At 72.0% G+C, this 15,691-nt stretch carries 9 protein-coding genes; 2 read left to right on the forward strand and 7 right to left on the reverse strand.

Annotation, left to right across the window (positions count from 1 at the left end):
• Window positions 1-2 precede the first annotated feature (2 nt).
• The 5 genes from ISG29_RS11295 to ISG29_RS11315 are packed head-to-tail and all read right to left on the reverse strand — an operon-like array spanning window position 3 to window position 4,578.
• Window positions 3-1,151: a class I SAM-dependent methyltransferase gene (locus tag ISG29_RS11295; protein ID WP_194503507.1), complete on the reverse strand. Its 1,149-nt coding sequence runs from the start codon at window positions 1,149-1,151 to the stop codon at window positions 3-5.
• On the reverse strand, window positions 1,148-1,972 hold the full coding sequence (locus tag ISG29_RS11300; RefSeq protein ID WP_235959229.1) for an ABC transporter permease: 825 nt from the start codon (window positions 1,970-1,972) through the stop codon (window positions 1,148-1,150). Before ISG29_RS11300 ends, ISG29_RS11295 begins: the two co-directional genes overlap by 4 nt.
• The gene (locus tag ISG29_RS11305) at window positions 1,972-2,808 is read right to left on the reverse strand and encodes an ABC transporter permease (protein WP_194503508.1); all 837 of its coding nucleotides are present in this window, start codon (window positions 2,806-2,808) and stop codon (window positions 1,972-1,974) included. Before ISG29_RS11305 ends, ISG29_RS11300 begins: the two co-directional genes overlap by 1 nt.
• Window positions 2,809-2,816: 8 nt before the next feature.
• Window positions 2,817-3,767 (reverse strand): ABC transporter ATP-binding protein, encoded by a 951-nt coding sequence (locus tag ISG29_RS11310; RefSeq protein ID WP_456237962.1) that lies wholly within the window; start codon window positions 3,765-3,767, stop codon window positions 2,817-2,819.
• A gap of 10 nt (window positions 3,768-3,777) precedes the next feature.
• A complete protein-coding gene (locus ISG29_RS11315; protein ID WP_194503509.1) occupies window positions 3,778-4,578 on the reverse strand; it encodes a class I SAM-dependent methyltransferase in 801 nt (266 codons plus the stop codon).
• A 46-nt stretch (window positions 4,579-4,624) separates the two neighbouring features.
• On the opposite strand from ISG29_RS11315, the gene ISG29_RS11320 reads away from it, so the two are divergent.
• Complete coding sequence (locus ISG29_RS11320; protein ID WP_194503510.1) at window positions 4,625-9,283, forward strand: ATP-dependent helicase; 4,659 nt, start codon at window positions 4,625-4,627, stop codon at window positions 9,281-9,283.
• Window positions 9,284-9,291: 8 nt separating this feature from the next.
• Here ISG29_RS11320 and ISG29_RS11325 read toward each other — a convergent pair whose 3' ends face one another.
• Both ISG29_RS11325 and ISG29_RS11330 read right to left on the reverse strand, forming a co-directional pair.
• Window positions 9,292-13,140, reverse strand: a complete 3,849-nt coding sequence (locus ISG29_RS11325; protein ID WP_194503511.1) for a M12 family metallo-peptidase — start codon at window positions 13,138-13,140, stop codon at window positions 9,292-9,294.
• A gap of 87 nt (window positions 13,141-13,227) precedes the next feature.
• Window positions 13,228-13,542, reverse strand: coding sequence for a helix-turn-helix domain-containing protein (locus ISG29_RS11330; protein ID WP_194503512.1), 315 nt, complete (start codon window positions 13,540-13,542; stop codon window positions 13,228-13,230).
• A gap of 259 nt (window positions 13,543-13,801) precedes the next feature.
• Here ISG29_RS11330 and ISG29_RS11335 point away from each other — a divergent pair, with 259 nt between their 5' ends.
• Complete coding sequence (locus ISG29_RS11335; protein ID WP_194503513.1) at window positions 13,802-15,619, forward strand: glycoside hydrolase family 15 protein; 1,818 nt, start codon at window positions 13,802-13,804, stop codon at window positions 15,617-15,619.
• The last annotated feature ends 72 nt before the right edge of the window (window positions 15,620-15,691 follow it).

Raw genomic sequence — 15,691 nt, forward strand, 5'->3', positions numbered from 1 at the left:
GGTCATCCTCGCCCACGGAGCGCGTGCACCATCAACCAGCGCTCACCCCGTAGACCCTCGCGCCGCGTCACCTCGAGCACCCGCCAGCCACCGGCTGCCAGCACCTCGCGCAGCGCCGGCTCGCGCCAGTAGGTGAACCGGCGGGGCGCGGCGACGTGGCCGTGGGTCGACCACGCCTCGCCCTCGCCCTCCTTGAGCGAGCAGAACAACGCTCCACCCGTCCGTGTGGCCGCCGCCAGCCGGGTCAGCACCGTGCCGAGGTCGGCACGAGCCACGTGCAACAGACACGCGTTCGCCCACACGCCGTCGTAGGGCTCCTGCCCGGTCTCGAGCAGCACGTCGCGCAGGGGGTCGAGCACGTCGGCTTCGAGGCCAGCCTCGTGCAGCAACGCCACGAACCCGGGTGAGACGTCGGTGCAGCGCACCGTGAGGCCGTGCTCGGCCAGCAGCCGCGCATCGCGCCCACCGCCGCTGCCGATCTCGAGCACCCGGCCGCTGGTCCCCACGGCCTCGGCGAATGTGGCGACGGCATCCCCCACCGCGTCGTCGACCTCGAAACTGGCCGCCGCGTACGCCCGCGCGGAGCGGTCGTAGGCGCACACGGTGGCGCGCTGCGCGGCAGCACGCACGTCCCAGCGGTGGTGCACCTCGTCGTGCAGGTGGTAGCGGGCCAGGCTCTCGAGGGTGAAGGTGCTGCCGTTGGAGCGCCGGGAGGGCCGGGCCCAGAGGTCGTCGTCGAGGGGGTCGAGCTCGTCGTAGACCGCCGCCACGTCACGCGCCGCAGAGGCCAGCTCCTCGACGACCACGGAGGCCGTCTGCTCGCCGTAGCGCTCCTCGACGGCCGCGGCGTCTTGGTCCCAGTTCGCGAACAGCGGATCGTGCTCGGCCAGCACGAGGCGCACCCGCTCGGCGAAGGTGAGGTGCACGTCGCGCACGTGGCAGCCGTACTCCAGCACCGACCACGTTGCCTCGTCAGGACGCCGCCCCGCGTCGTCGACGGCCAGCACGGCGCGCCAGGTGTCGACGCCGGCGAGCACCTCGGTACCCAACTCGGCCCGCCCCACCCGGGCGGCGTCGAAGCCGCAGTCGGGACAGGGCCGCTCCAGCACCCAGGTCCAGTCCTTGACGTCGGGCTCGAACGTGCCGTTCACGTCAGCAGCAACCGGTCGAGTCGGCGTCGGCAGATGTAGAGGCCCACGGCACCCAGCGCCACGAGATACAGCAGAGAGGCTCCCGACGCCCAGGAGACCATGCCGGTGGTGAGCTCACGACACAGCACGACGCCTCGGTAGAGCGGCGTGACCTCGACGACCCAGCGCAGGGCCCCGGGGTAGGCCGTGACCGGGAAGAACGTGGCCGAGAAGAGGAACATCGGCAGCGTGGCGAGGGTGACGAACTCGAAGTCCTGCCACGAGCGCATCCAGGTGGTCAGCGCCATGCCGATGCCACCGAACGCGAGACCGATCAGCAGCGAGGCCGGGACCACCAGCACCGCCCACCACGAGTGCACCAGGCCCATCGCCACCATGACGAGCAGGAACGCGGTGGAGTAGATGCCACCGCGCAGCAGCGACCAGGCGAGCTCGCCGCGAGCGACGTCCGAGGTCGTCAGCGGAGTGGCCAACATCTGGTCGTAGAGCTTGTTGTACTTGAGCTTGAAGAAGAAGTTCATGGTCGCATCGAGCACGGTGCCGTTCATCGCCGAGGCGGCGAGCATGCCGGGTGCGACGAAGGAGGCGTAGCCGATGACCTCGCCGTTGAACTCGAATCCCGACACGAGCTGACCGACGCCGACGCCGATGGAGAAGAGGTAGAACACCGGCTCCAGGAATCCGGTGAGGAAGATCCACCAGGCCCGCCGGTAGGCCAGGAAGTTGCGGTAGAGCAGCAGCCGGGTGGCCTCGCCGGCCCCGAGCGAACGGGCCATGGAGCGGGTCACGGAGGTGGTCACGGAGTGTGTCGCGAAGCTCATCAGACCACCATCCTGCGCGTGAGCCGACGCACCGCCCACCACCAGCCGAGCCCTGCGAGCGCGGCGAGGTAGACCACGTGTACGAGGGCTGTCGTGGGGTCGAGCTCGCCGAGCACGAGCATGCGGGTGAGGTCGACGCCGTGCCACAGCGGCGTCGCCCTCGCCACGGCCTCCAGCGGAGCATCGAGATTGGCGACCGGGAAGAAGGCGCCGCTGAAGAGGAACATCGGGATCATGCCGAGCCGGAAGACGAGCGAGAACGCGGTCTCATTCATCAGCCCCGCAGTGAACGCGTAGACGGGTGCGGCGAAAGCCAGCCCCAAGAGCAGCTGCACCGGCAGGGCCGCGAGCACGCCCCACCAGCTCACGTAGACGCCGAAGCAGGCCGTGACCGCCAAGAACACGACGCTCGCGAGAGCCACCCGCGCCAGCACGAACCCGAGGTTGGCGAGGATCACCTCGGGCACCGACAACGGCGAGGTGGTCATCGCGAAGTAGGTCTTGTGCCACTTCACGGCACTCATCACCGGGTAGGTGCACTCGCCTACCACGCTGGTCATGGTCTGGGCTGCCAGCATGCCGGGCACCACGAAGGCCAGGTAGCTGGTGGCGCCCTCGAGCCGGGCCGGGTCACCGTCGATGAAGCCGCCGAGCAGCACGCCCATCGCCAGCACGTAGAGCAGCGGCGTGACGAACGACGACACGACGCTGGCCTTCCAGGTGCGCCGGTAGACCATGGCCCAGTAGTCGGCCAGCCGCCAGGCCCCGGCCCACACACTGGTCGGCGCGGTCGGCGCGGTCGGCGCGGTCGGCGCCGGGGACGTCGTGTCGGTCATCAGGCGCCTCAATCGACCAGGGTCCGGCCGGTGAGCCGCAGGAAGACGTCTTCGAGCGAGGAGCGCCGCACGAGGGTGGCGGCCGGCTCCAGGCCGCGCTCGTGCACCTTGGCGACGCACTCCTCGCCGTCGTCGGTGTAGAGCAGCAACCGGTCGGGCAGCACCTCGACACGGTCGGCGAGATCCTCGACCTGCGCGGCCATGGGTGCGTGCGACCCGCCCTCGGGTGGCACCGGGAACCGCAGCTCGGCCACCTCGCGGGTGGAGTGCTCGGCGATGAGGCTCAGCGGCGAGCCCTCCGCCACGATCAGACCCTTGTCCATCACCACGAGCCGGTCGGTGAGCTGCTCGGCCTCGTCCATGTAGTGCGTGGTGAGCACGAGCGTCACGCCTTGCTGCTTGAGTGCGAAGAGCCGCTCCCACACCACGTGTCGCGCCTGCGGATCGAGCCCGGTGGTGGGCTCGTCGAGCAGCAGGATCTCGGGTCGGTTCACCAACGAGCGGGCGATGGTGAGCCGCCGCTTCATGCCGCCGGAGAGGTCGTCGACGACTGCGTTCGCCTTCTCGGTGAGCTGCACGAACTCCAACAGCTCGTCGACCCGCGCGCGCACCTCCTTGCGGGGCAGACCGAAGTAGCGCCCGTAGATGTAGAGGTTCTCGCGCACGGACAGCTCGGTGTCGACGGTGTCGTCTTGCGGGCACACGCCGATGCGGGCACGGATGGCCGGCCCGTCGGTAGCCGGGTCCATCCCGAGGATGCGCAGCTCGCCTTCGGTGACCGGCGACACGGCGGCGACCATGCGCATCGTCGAGGACTTGCCCGCGCCGTTGGGGCCGAGGAAGCCGAACGACTCGCCTCGCCGTACGTCGACGTCGATGCCGCGCACCGCCTCGAAGTCGCCGAAGCGCTTGCGCAGGCCGACAGCGCGGATCATCGACTCCCCGAGTTTTGCCTCCACCCCCGACACCCTAGAAGGTATCGCCGACAACCTGGCCGGTGGCCAGGACGGCGGTGGTGCGCAGCCGTAGCCTGTTCCCGACCACGTGGTCGGCCACCAGCACCCGGTAGGCGGTCCGCAGGCGATGCCGCTGTGCATCGTCGAGGCGCGCCACGGTGGTCCCGATGCCGCCGATGCCGGCCGACGCGGCTCGCCACAGAGCGTCGCGATCTGCCTCGTAGGTCCACTCCACCGAGTGCGAGGTGACCTCGACCAGACCCGATTCGTGCAGCAGGGAGGCTGTGCCGGCCACCGTGCGCTCGAAGTCCAGGTGGGCAGGCAGCCGCGGACCGGGCGGACCGTCGATCTCGGCCCGTGCCAGCGCCGCCGCCCACAACCGGGTCTGGGCACTCGCCTCCGAGGGCCAGATCGCCACGACCACGCGGCCGCCAGGGCGCACCAGACGAGCCAGCTCGGCCACGCCCGCGCGCGGGTCGGGCAGGTGGTTGACGACGAAGCAAGCGACGACCGCATCGACGACCGCGGAGGCCAGCGGCAGCTCGGGCAGCGCCGCCTCGACCCGGACGGCGCCGGGCGCGTTGCCCGCGACCAGCGCGAGCATGCCGGGGTCCGGGTCGACCGCGGTCACGTGTGCCCCGGCGTCGACGAGCCGCGCGCTGAGCCGGCCGTCGCCCGCGCCGGCATCGACCACCCGCTCGCCCGGTCGCACGTCGAGTGCCGCGAGCACGGCGTCGTGCGCGCCCGCGCACAGCACCGCGCACGTATCGGCGTACGCCTGGGCCTGACCTGCTGCTCCCCATCCGCCTGCCACCCACCGGAGTCTGGGGCCAGTCGGTGGTCTCGGCCAAGATGTGCGGGTGCCCGATGCAGCTGGAGCCCCCGCCGACCCCCTGGCGCGGTTCAGCGAGCCCACGCGCACGTGGTTCTCGGCGGCCTTCGCCGAGCCGACCTCGGCCCAGGCCGGCGCCTGGGAGGCGATCGGGGCGGGGCGGCACGCCCTGGTCGTGGCCCCCACGGGCTCCGGCAAGACCCTCGCCGCGTTCCTCTCCGCCATCGACTCGGTCCTCACGGCCCCGGCGCCCGCGAGCAAGGAGCGGCGTTGCCGGGTGCTCTACGTCAGCCCGCTCAAGGCGCTGGCGGTCGACGTCGAGCGCAACCTTCGTGCACCCCTCACCGGCATCCGGCACACCGCCGACCGGCTCGGCATCGACGTGCCCGAGGTGAGCGTCGGCGTGCGCTCGGGCGATACCTCGGCCGCCGACCGACGCCGGCTCTCCACCCGGCCTCCGGACGTCATGATCACCACGCCGGAGTCGCTGTTCCTGATGCTCACCAGCCAGGCCCGCGAGGCTCTGCGCGGGGTGCACACCGTGATCGTCGACGAGGTGCACGCCGTGGCCGGCACGAAGCGCGGCGCCCACCTGGCCCTGAGTCTCGAACGGCTCGACGAACTGCTCGAGACCCCCGCCCAGCGCATCGGTCTCTCCGCCACCGTGCGGCCCCTGGAGGAGGTCGCACGCTTCCTCGGAGGGGTCGCCCCGGTCGAGATCGTGGCACCGCCGGCGAGCAAGCGCTGGGATCTCTCGGTCGTCGTCCCCGTCGAGGACATGACCGCGCCGGGCGGCGTGGAGGACTTCGACGAGGACGACCCCGACTCCGGCCGGCGGGGCAGCTCGATCTGGCCGCACGTCGAGGAGCGGGTGGCCGACCTCATCGGCGAGCACCGCTCCACCATCGTCTTCGCCAACTCCCGGCGGCTCTCCGAGCGACTCACGGCGAGGCTGAACGAGATCGCCGCCGACCGTGCCGGCGTCGAACCCGACGAGCGTGCCGAGCGCGACCACACGGGGGCGCCGGCCGAGGCGATGGGCCAGGCGGGCAGCACCTCCGGCGCGGCACCGACCCTGGCGCGCGCGCACCACGGGTCGGTCAGCAAGGAGCAGCGGGCGCTGATCGAGGACGACCTCAAGCGCGGCCGGCTGCCCGCGGTGGTCGCCACCAGCAGTCTCGAACTCGGCATCGACATGGGTGACGTCGACCTCGTCGTGCAGATCGAGTCGCCTCCGAGCGTGGCCAGCGCCCTCCAGCGCGTCGGTCGGGCCGGGCACCAGGTCGGCGAGGTCTCCCGCGGCGTGCTCTTCCCCAAGCACCGCGGCGACCTGCTGCCCACGGCCGTCTCCGTGGAGGGCATGCGCACCGGCGCGATCGAGTCGATGCGGGTGCCGACCAACCCGCTCGACGTGCTCGCGCAGCAGATCGTCGCCGCCACCGCGATGGAGGCGTGGAGCGCCGACGACCTCTACGCCCTGACACGCCGGGCAGCGCCGTTCACCGAGCTGCCCCGGTCGGCGTTCGACGCCGTGCTCGACCTGCTCGCCGGCCGCTACCCCTCCGACGAGTTCGCCGAGCTGCGGCCTCGCCTGGTCTGGGACCGCGTCACCGACACCCTCACCGCCCGGCCCGGCGCGCAGCGGCTGGCCGTCACCAGTGGCGGCACCATCCCCGACCGCGGCCTCTTCGGCGTCTTCCTCGTCGCCGGGTCCGGCCCTGGCGCGCGCGTGGGCGAGCTCGACGAGGAGATGGTCTACGAGTCCCGCGTCGGCGACGTCATCGCACTGGGCGCCACCAGCTGGCGCATCGAGGACATCACCCACGACCGGGTGCTGGTCACTCCCGCGCCCGGCATCCCCGGTCGGCTCCCCTTCTGGCGCGGCGACGGTCTCGGCCGACCCTTCGAGCTCGGCGAGGCCGTCGGCCGCACCGCGCGCGAGCTCGGCGCCATGCCGCGTGCGAAGGCGGAGCAGGCGGTGCGCGAGCGCGGGCTCGACGCGTGGGCGGCCGGCAACCTCGTCGACTACCTTCACGAGCAGCTCGAGGCCACCGGCGTGCTGCCCACCGACACCACTCTCGTGCTCGAGCGGTTTCGCGACGAGCTCGGCGACTGGCGCCTCGTGCTGCACTCCCCCTACGGCCGCCAGGTGCACCAGCCGTGGGCGCTGGCCATCGACGCCCGGCTGCGCGAGCGTTTCGGCATCGAGGGCCAGGCCGTCGCCAGCGACGACGGCATCGTCGTGCGCGTGCCCGACACCGAGGCCGAGCCGCCCGGGGCCGACATCGTGGTCTTCGACGCCGACGAGATCGACGAGGTCGTCACCGCCGAGGTGGGCGGGTCGGCCCTGTTCGCCTCCCGGTTCCGCGAGTGCGCAGCGCGGGCGTTGCTGCTGCCTCGGCGCGACCCCGGACGCCGCTCGCCGCTGTGGCAGCAGCGACAGCGGGCGGCGGCGCTGCTCGACGTCGCGGTGAAGTACCCCTCGTTCCCCATCGTGCTCGAGGCGGTGCGCGAGTGTCTCCAAGACGTCTACGACCTGCCCGGTCTCACCGGCCTGATGCGGCGTCTGGAGCGGCGCGAGGTGCAGGTCGTCGACGTGCCCACGGCGTCCCCGTCGCCCTTCGCCGGGTCGCTGCTGTTCGGCTACGTCGCCCAGTTCGTCTACGAGGGCGACTCCCCCATCGCGGAGCGACGGGCGGCCGCCCTCTCGCTCGACCAGGGCCTGCTCGCGGAGCTGCTCGGCCGGGCCGAGCTGCGCGAACTGCTCGACCCCGACGTGCTCGCCGAGGTCGAGGCCGAGCTCCAGCGCACGCACCCGGAGCGTCGTGCCAACGGCCCCGAGGGCCTGGCCGACCTGGTGCGGCTGCTCGGCCCGCTCACCACCACCGAGGTGGTCGCCCGTGCCGCCGAGGGCACCGAGCCCGCGACCGTCGAGGCCTGGGCCGCCGACCTCGTCTCGGCACGACGCCTGATCGAGGTGCGCATGGCCGGCGAGGAGCGGTGGGCCGGCATCGAGGACGTCGCCCGGCTGCGCGACGGGCTGGGCGTGCCCGTGCCGCCCGGCACGCCGACCGCCTTCACCGACCCGGTGGAGGATCCGCTGGCCGACCTCGTCGGCCGCTTCGCCCGGACGCACGGCCCGTTCACCGGCGACGAGGTGGCGACCCGCCTGGGCCTGGGCACGGCCGTCGTCCGGCACACGCTGCAGCGCCTGGCCGCCCAGGGGCGCGTGGTCGACGGCGAGTTCCGGCCGTCGGGGTCGGGTTCGGAGTGGTGCGACGCCGAGGTTCTGCGCCGCATCAGGCGCCGTTCGCTGGCCCGGCTGCGCGAGGAGGTCGAGCCGGTCGAGCCGGAGACGCTCGCCCGGTTCACCCCGGCCTGGCAGCAGGTCTCCGCCGGGCGACTGCGCGGGGTCGACGGCGTGCTCGGGGCGGTCGAGCAGCTCGCCGGGTGTGTGCTGCCGGCCAGCGCGCTGGAGTCGCTGGTGTTGCCCGCCCGGGTGCGTGACTACGAGTCGTCGATGCTCGACGAGCTGACTGCCACCGGCGAGATCGTGTGGGCGGGGCACGGCGCCCTGGGCTCGGGTTCTCGCGGTGGCGGGGGCGGCGACGGCTGGGTCTCGCTGCACCTGGCCGACCAGGCACACCTGACCCTGCCCGAGCCGACCCCGCCTCAGCACTCCGAGGTGCTCGAGGCGGTGCTCGCCGCTCTCGACGGTGGCGGAGCCTGGTTCTTCCGGCAGCTCGCGGGGCAGGTGAGCGCCGCCGGTGTCCACGCGACCGACGACGCGGTGGCGGCGGCGCTCTGGGAGCTGGTGTGGAGCGGCCGGGTGGGCAACGACACCCTCGCCCCGCTACGGGCTCTGACCAGCACGGGCCGCAGCGCACCGCGCACCTCGCGCTCACGCGCCGGGAGCGCGCGGCGTCGTCCGCCTCGACCCCGCTCCACCCTGACCCGTTCGGCTCCGGCGAGTGCCGCCGGCCGCTGGGCCCTGCTGCCGCCCGTCGACAATGACCCCACCCGGCGCGCCCACGCGCGCGCCGAGCAACTGCTGGAGCGTCATGGCGTGCTGACCCGCGGCGCGGTGGTCGGCGAGCGGGTGCCCGGCGGCTTCGCCGGCGTCTACAAGGTGCTCTCGGCGTTCGAGGATTCCGGCCGCGCGCGACGCGGCTACTTCGTCGCCGGCCTCGGCGCGGCGCAGTTCGGCACCGCCGGGTCGGTCGACCGGCTGCGCACCTTCACCGACGACGCCCTCGACGACGCGGGCGGAGCCGCGCCCACCGCCGTCCTGCTGGCGGCCACCGACCCGGCGAACCCCTATGGCGCGGCGCTGCCGTGGCCCGAACGCGCCGGCGGTGACTCCGGGGGCAGCGAGGGCGCGGAGTCCGGCCATCGCCCCGGTCGCAAGGCCGGCGCCCTGGTCGTGCTGGTCGAGGGACATCTGGCGCTCTACGTCGAGCGCGGCGGCCGCACGCTGTTGAGCTGGTCCGACGACCGGCGGCTGCTCGACCCCGCCACCTCGGCCCTCTCCGACGCGGCACGCGAGGGCGCGCTCGGCCGCGTCAGCGTCGAGAAGGCCGACGGCGCACCTCTGCTCGGCTCGGGCAGCGCACTGCGCGAGTCGCTGCAGGCCGCCGGCTTCGTGGCCACTCCACGGGGACTACGCCTGAGTCCCCGTGGAGGCTGACCCAGAGCTCACCCGACCGGCGGGCTGTAGACGCCGAGTCCCTCGATCTTGACCTTCTTGTCGCGGATGGTCTTGATCGTGATCAGACCTGATCGCGGCGTGTCGAAGACCGCGATCTTGCCGTAGGCGCCGTTCTTCTTCGTGGCCCGGTCGAGGTCGATCACCGTCAGACGCTTGCCATCGAGGAACACCCGCACCTTGCCGAAGCCGGGCTGCTTGGTGACGAACAGCCCCACCTTGGTGGCGTCGGTGACCCGGTAGCTCAGCAGTTGCCCGCGGTGGGCGGTGACGAGCATCCGGTTGCGGTAGTAGTGCCCGCCCCGGCGCAGCCGCCAGCCGTCGGTCTCCTGGGTGAGGCGGCGTGCCTCGACCGGAGTCGCGAAGGTGCGCACGGCAGGCGTCGGGTCGAGGTTGCCGGCGGCGTCACGCGCGGCCACCTCGAAACGGTGCGTGCTCTGGGTGAGCCCCGTGAAGGTCACCGAGCCACCCGAGCAGTCGGCCGGAGCACCGTCGAAGGTGCACTCGAAGGTGCTGCCGCTCTCGCTCGAGGCGAACCCGAAGGTGATCGAGTCGGTCCGCAGCGGGAACGAACGCTCCTTGGGCCCGCTGGTGATCGTCGTCTCCGGGGCCGTGGTGTCGGTGTCGCTCACCACGAGCGTCGCATCGTCGGCGGCGTCGTCACGCTCGAAGCGGCCCCCCACCACGCTGCCGATCGTGTACGTCGTGCTGGCGCCCGAGTGGGGCAGCAGCGCGCCGCAGGCGGCGTGACCGTCGGACGCCACCGACGCCGTGCACAGCACGTCGCCGTTGTCGCGGTCCACGAAGTCGACCTTCGCGGTGGTGAGGTCACCGGGGGTGCCGTCGTCCGGCTGGGCGACCGTGGCCGACAGCGCCACGGGTTGCGGGTTCTGGGTGGCCTCCACGGCGGTGTCGCCGGTGTAGCTCACCGAAGCATCCTCCGGCCGCACCTCCACCGGCAGGTCGCTGGTGGCGGACTCGACGTCGGGCGCGGTGGCCGTCAGGGTGGCGGTCTGCTGACCGACCGGACCGGTGAGCGGTCCGTCGACGGAGAAGGTCGCCGTGCCCGGACGCTCACCGGAGGCGCTGGTCGAGACCGGCGTGGCGGTCAGGCCCGGCACCCCGGAGACCTCGAGGCCCAGGTCGGAGCCGTCGGTCTCGGCGGCCGTCACGGTGACCTGCACGGCCTGGTCGAGCGAGTCGCTGTACTGGCCCGAGGTCTGCTCCGGGCTCGCCGTCACGGCCAAGGAGGGCGTGATGGCGAAGTCGGCTCGGTTGACGTCGAAGAAGTAGTTACCGACCGCCTCGACCTTGATCCGCGCCTGGTCGGTGTCGACCTGCGGCCACGTCACGTCGGCGGAGCCGTCGTTGGGTGTGGATTGCGCCAGCACCGTGTCGAAGCTCTGACCACCATCGGTCGACAGCAGGATCCGCACGTTCTGGGCGTAGGTGGCGGAGTCGGTGCCGGCGACGTCCCAGGTGATCGTGCCCGGCTGCCCGCCGACCACGTCGAGCTGCGGCTGGCCGCTGTCCGGCGTCGGCTGCGAGGTGACGCGGAAGGGGCCCGCCGACCCGAGGGTCAAGGTGGTGTCGTCGTACTGCGTGCCCCCGCCGGTCGCGAACAGGTCGCGCGCCGTGAGCCGGAAGGTCAACGAACCGGACGCGAGTCGGTAGGCCGCCGTGGGCAGGAACTCCGAGTAGCAGTCCACGATCGTCGGGTCGACCGGCGCCGTCCCGGCTGTCGGGCAGCTGCCGGTGGCCGCGTTCGTGTTGTCGGCCAGGATCTGCGCCATGTCGGGGAAGGTGCGCGACGGGTTGCCGTCGGCGAGGTTCTCGCCTTCCGATTCGTAGGTCAAAGAGTCCTCGAGGGACACATCCGCCCGGGTGCCGAAGACGCGGAACAACGGACCGGTGGTCTTGTTGTTGTCGACCAGCCCGGTGCCCTGGAGCGGATTGCCGACGTCGTTCTGCTCCCAGAGGTAGAGCAGCGAGTCGCCGTCGGAGTCGGTGCCCGAGCCGGTGAGCGTGAACGGCGTACGCAGCGGGATGGTCTTGGCGGCCGGAGCCGTGACGCTGGGCGCGTGGTTGGTGGTGACGCTCGCCGTGCCCTGGTTGGTGCCGGGGCCACCGTTGGTCTGCACGCCGACGAAGGCCTCGACGTCACCGGTGGTCGACGTGACCTGGATCCGGGGGTGATCGGCCGTGCCCGGCCACTGCACGTAGAAGCCACCGTCGTTGAGCTGGAGCTGACCGCTGTCGTACCCACCGACGGTGACGTTCGCGCCGGTGAGATCGCGCAGCTTGTTCTGCACCTGCACCTTGTTGTAGCTGGTGCCGCGCACGATGGAGGTGACCCGCCCCTCGTAGGAGAGGTTGACCGTCTCGCCGTCGGTGTCGAAGTTGCGCAGCGTGATGGTCTGGAACTCCTGGTAGCTCGACGGACTGCCGGTCACGTGCTCGGTGAACTCGTCGATCGAGCGCTGGGAGAAGTAGGGGTCGGTGTGCGGCTGGAGGTCGTCGGTGCCGCAGATGCCGGCGTAGGCCATGACCGAGGAACCGGATCCCGGCTCGACCGACGTGGCGCCGTTGCGGTTGCCGGCGCTGCAGGCGTTCTCGGTGCCGTCGAAGGTGTGGTTGGCACCGAACTGGTGGCCCATCTCGTGCGCGACGTAGTCGATGGCCATGAAGTCGCCCTCGGGGAACGGCAGACCCGTGCAGCCTGCGGCCTTGTCCTCGCCTCCGACCACGCCGAGGCCGGCGACGCCGCCGCCGTTGATGCCCAACATGATGTGGCCGATGTCGTAGTCGTCGGCGCCGATCAGCTGACCGATGACGAACTGGTTGCGGGTCAGCAGTCCGCTGGAGCAGCCGCCCGTGTCGGGATCGAGGTCGTCCGGGTCGTAGCAGGCGTCTACCCCGCACGGCCCGTCGGCGCCCGTCGCCTCCTCGGTCGTGGCGAAGTCCAGCTGGTCGGTGCCGTCGACGAGCACGAGGTGGATCGCGAAGTCGTCGTTGTAGATCTGGTTCACCCGGTTCATCAAGATCACCTTCTCCGCGAGCACGACGTCGGAGGAGGCGGGCTGACCGTCGGTGCCGAAGTAGTCGGCGTAGGCGGGGTCGGTGACCAGCGCCAGCCGGAAGGTGCGTCGGGTCACCAACGCGTCGGGCGCGGTGCGGGCGGCGCGGGCCGCCTGGCGCAGGTCGGCGGAGCTGACCGCGCCGTCGAGCGCGTCCGTCAACGGCGCCTCCTCGAGGCCTTGACCGGCGGGCAGCGCCGAGGCCCGGTAGCTGAGGTGCTCGGTCGTGCCGATGGCATCGACGACGGGGTCGAGGTACCAGGTGCCCTCGCCACCCTCACCGCGCACCGAGGCGTGCACACCCAGCGGCGAGACGTCGAGGCGGATGCTGCGCGCCGCGCCGTCTGCGGTGCCCAGCTCGTGGCCGGCGTAGGTGCGGATGTCGGGGTGTGCCTTCTGCAGCCCAGCCTGCATGACGGAGTCCTCGGCGACCACGAACGTGTGCCGCGTGCCCGAGGGGCCCGGGAGCGTGATGCGGCTCGTGCCCGTGCTGCCTGGCAGTGCAGCCGCGAGCTGGTCGACGTCGACGTCGAAGGCCGCGTAACGATCGGGTTGCACGCGCAGCGGCCGGCCGTCGAGCTCGCCACTGCGCGGCAGGGTGAAGTCGTGCAGCCGGTCGAAGGTCCGGGTGTCACTCCCCGGCCCGGGCTCGGCCGCGGTGGCAGACGTGGGCGCCCCACCGAGTGCGACCAGCGCGGCGGACGCCGCCAGGGTCAGGGATACGACACCACGAGACGCGCACCGCAGCGCAGACACAGTCATGGGGCACAGCCAACAGCACGAGGCGGGCCGCGGTCACCCCAAACCTGGAATGTTCACCTGATCGTGTCGTACCGGGGCAGCGAATCCTCAGGCGGCCGAGGCCACCGGCGTGTCGAGAGAGGGATCGCCCGAAGCCAGGGGCATCGGCATGGCGCCGGCCAGCACGGCCTCCTCGACCGCGACGGCGTCGCTCACCGATCGCAGCACCGACGACAGCGGCAGGTCGAGGGCCGAGCAGAGCGAGGCCAGCAGCTCGGAGGACGCCTCCTTCTGCCCTCGCTCGATCTCGCTGATGTACCCCAGGCTCACGCGGGCCTCTTGCGAGAGCTCACGCAGCGTGAGTCCGCGCTCCACACGGTGGGCACGGAGCACGTCGCCCAGCAGACGGCGGAACAGCACCATGATGGGCCTCCTCCCCTTCTGCCACGGACGGGTTGCGACGTCACCGTCGCCGACTGTGGTGCTCAACGCTACCCGAGCCCGCCCTCTTCCCGGGTGAGGACTCCCGGTTCGTGGACGTTCGTCCGCACCACCCGCGAGCGAAGCGAGCCTGGGGGGTGCGAAAGAGAGGGCGGCGAGCGCAGCGAGCTCCAAGCCCTTCCGAAGCGAAGCCAGCCCTTCTGGAGCGGAACTTCGAGGCACCGCCGACTACGTTGTGGCCGTGGCCCTCCCCATCGAGCAGTACGCCCTCATCGGCGACCGCCGCACCGCAGCCCTGGTCGGACTCGACGGATCCATCGACTGGCTCTGCCTACCACGCTTCGACTCCCCCGCCTGCCTGGCCGCACTGCTCGGCAGCGAGGAGCACGGCCGCTGGCTGCTGGCGCCGGAAGACGACTACGAGGTGCACCGCCGCTACGTCGGAGAGTCCGGGGTTCTGGAGACGACGTTCACGACGTCTGGGGGCGAGGTCACCCTGATCGACGCCATGCCCCGTGGTGACAGCCGGGCCGACCTGCTGCGCCGCCTGGTCGGGGTGCGAGGCACGGTGCGCATGCGTCACGAGTGGCGGGTGCGCATGGACTACGGGTCGGTCCGGCCGTGGGTGCGCCGCGAGGATCTCGGCGAGGAGTCGGTGATCACGGCCATCGCCGGCCCCGACAAGCTCATCCTGCGTGGTCCGCGCCTGCCCGTGGCCACCGACCACACGCACGCCGACTCCTTCGAGGTGAGCGCGGGTGAGTCGTTGACCTTCTCGATGACATGGATCCCCTCGCATCACGACCCCGCGAACCTCCACGACCTCGGCGAGCCGCACGATCGGATCGCGGAGACCGTCGAGCAGGACGAGGCGTGGCTGGGCAGCTGTCGCGACGAGCTGCCGCACGCCGACGTCGTCCGCCGGTCGCTGATGGTGCTGCGACTACTGACCCACGAGTCCACGGGCGGCATCGTCGCCGCCCCGACCACCTCGCTGCCCGAGGCCTTCGGTGGCGAGCGCAACTGGGACTACCGGTACTGCTGGCTGCGCGACGCCGCCCTCACCCTCGACGCGCTGGTGCGCGCAGGGTTCACCGAGGAGGCGGTGCTGTGGCGCGACTGGCTGCTGCGCGCCGTGGCCGGAGACCCGGAGGATCTCCAGATCATGTACGCCGTCGACGGCGGCCGCCGGCTGCCCGAGCGCGAGCTCGACCACCTGCCCGGTTACGCCGACAGCGCGCCGGTGCGGGTCGGCAACGGTGCCGTCTCGCAACTCCAGCACGACGTGCTGGGCGAGGTCGTCGACGCGCTGGCCAAGGTGCGCCGTCACACGACGCAGGCCCAGCAGGACGACGAGCCCGACGCCTCGGCCAACGCCTGGGCGGTGCAGACGGCGCTGCTCGGGGAGCTGGCCACGCACTGGGACAAGCCCGACAGCGGCGTGTGGGAGATCAGGGGCGAGCCCCGACACTTCGTGCACTCCAAGGCGATGGTCTGGGTGGCCTTCGACCGGGCCGTGCGTGCGGTCGAGGAGGAGGGCCTGCCCGCCGAGGACGACGTGCTCGCGCGGTGGCGGAAGATCCGCGACGAGGTGCGAGCCGAGATCCTCGACCGGGGCTACGACGAGCAGCGCGGCTGCTTCACGCAGCACTACGACACCGACGAGGTCGACGCAGCCCTGCTGCAGCTCTCGGCGGTCGGCCTGGTCGACGGCGACGACCCGCGCATGCTGGGCACGATCCGCGCCGTCGAACGCGATCTGCTGCGCGACGGGCTCGTGCTGCGCTACCGCACGACGTCCGGCGTCGACGGCCTCGAGGGCGACGAGCACCCGTTCCTGGCCTGCTCCTTCTGGTTGGTCTCGGCCTACGCGAAGGCCGGCCGCCTCGACGACGCGCATGCTTTGCTCGACCGCCTGGTCGGCCTGGTCAACGACGTCGGCCTGCTCAGCGAGGAGTACGACCCTGGCGAGCAGCGCTTCGTCGGCAACTTCCCGCAGGCGTTCAGCCACCTCGCGTTGGTGCGGGCCGCATTCGACCTGGCTGATGCGGAGTCCTAAAAACTCTGCACCGGTACTCGACCGCCGACCACGCGAAGGCCCGCCCGAGCCGAAGCTCGAGCGGGCCGTCGT

Source organism: Nocardioides acrostichi (assembly GCF_015319165.1).
Lineage (GTDB): Bacteria > Actinomycetota > Actinomycetes > Propionibacteriales > Nocardioidaceae > Nocardioides > Nocardioides acrostichi.

Bases quoted from the DNA above. Each gene is read 5' to 3' on its own strand.
- ISG29_RS11300 (WP_235959229.1), bottom strand. From the start codon at position 1,972: ATGAGCTTCGCGACACACTCCGTGACCACCTCCGTGACCCGCTCCATG.
- ISG29_RS11305 (WP_194503508.1), bottom strand. From the start codon at position 2,808: ATGACCGACACGACGTCCCCGGCGCCGACCGCGCCGACCGCGCCGACC.
- ISG29_RS11325 (WP_194503511.1), bottom strand. From the start codon at position 13,140: ATGACTGTGTCTGCGCTGCGGTGCGCGTCTCGTGGTGTCGTATCCCTG.
- ISG29_RS11330 (WP_194503512.1), bottom strand. From the start codon at position 13,542: ATGGTGCTGTTCCGCCGTCTGCTGGGCGACGTGCTCCGTGCCCACCGT.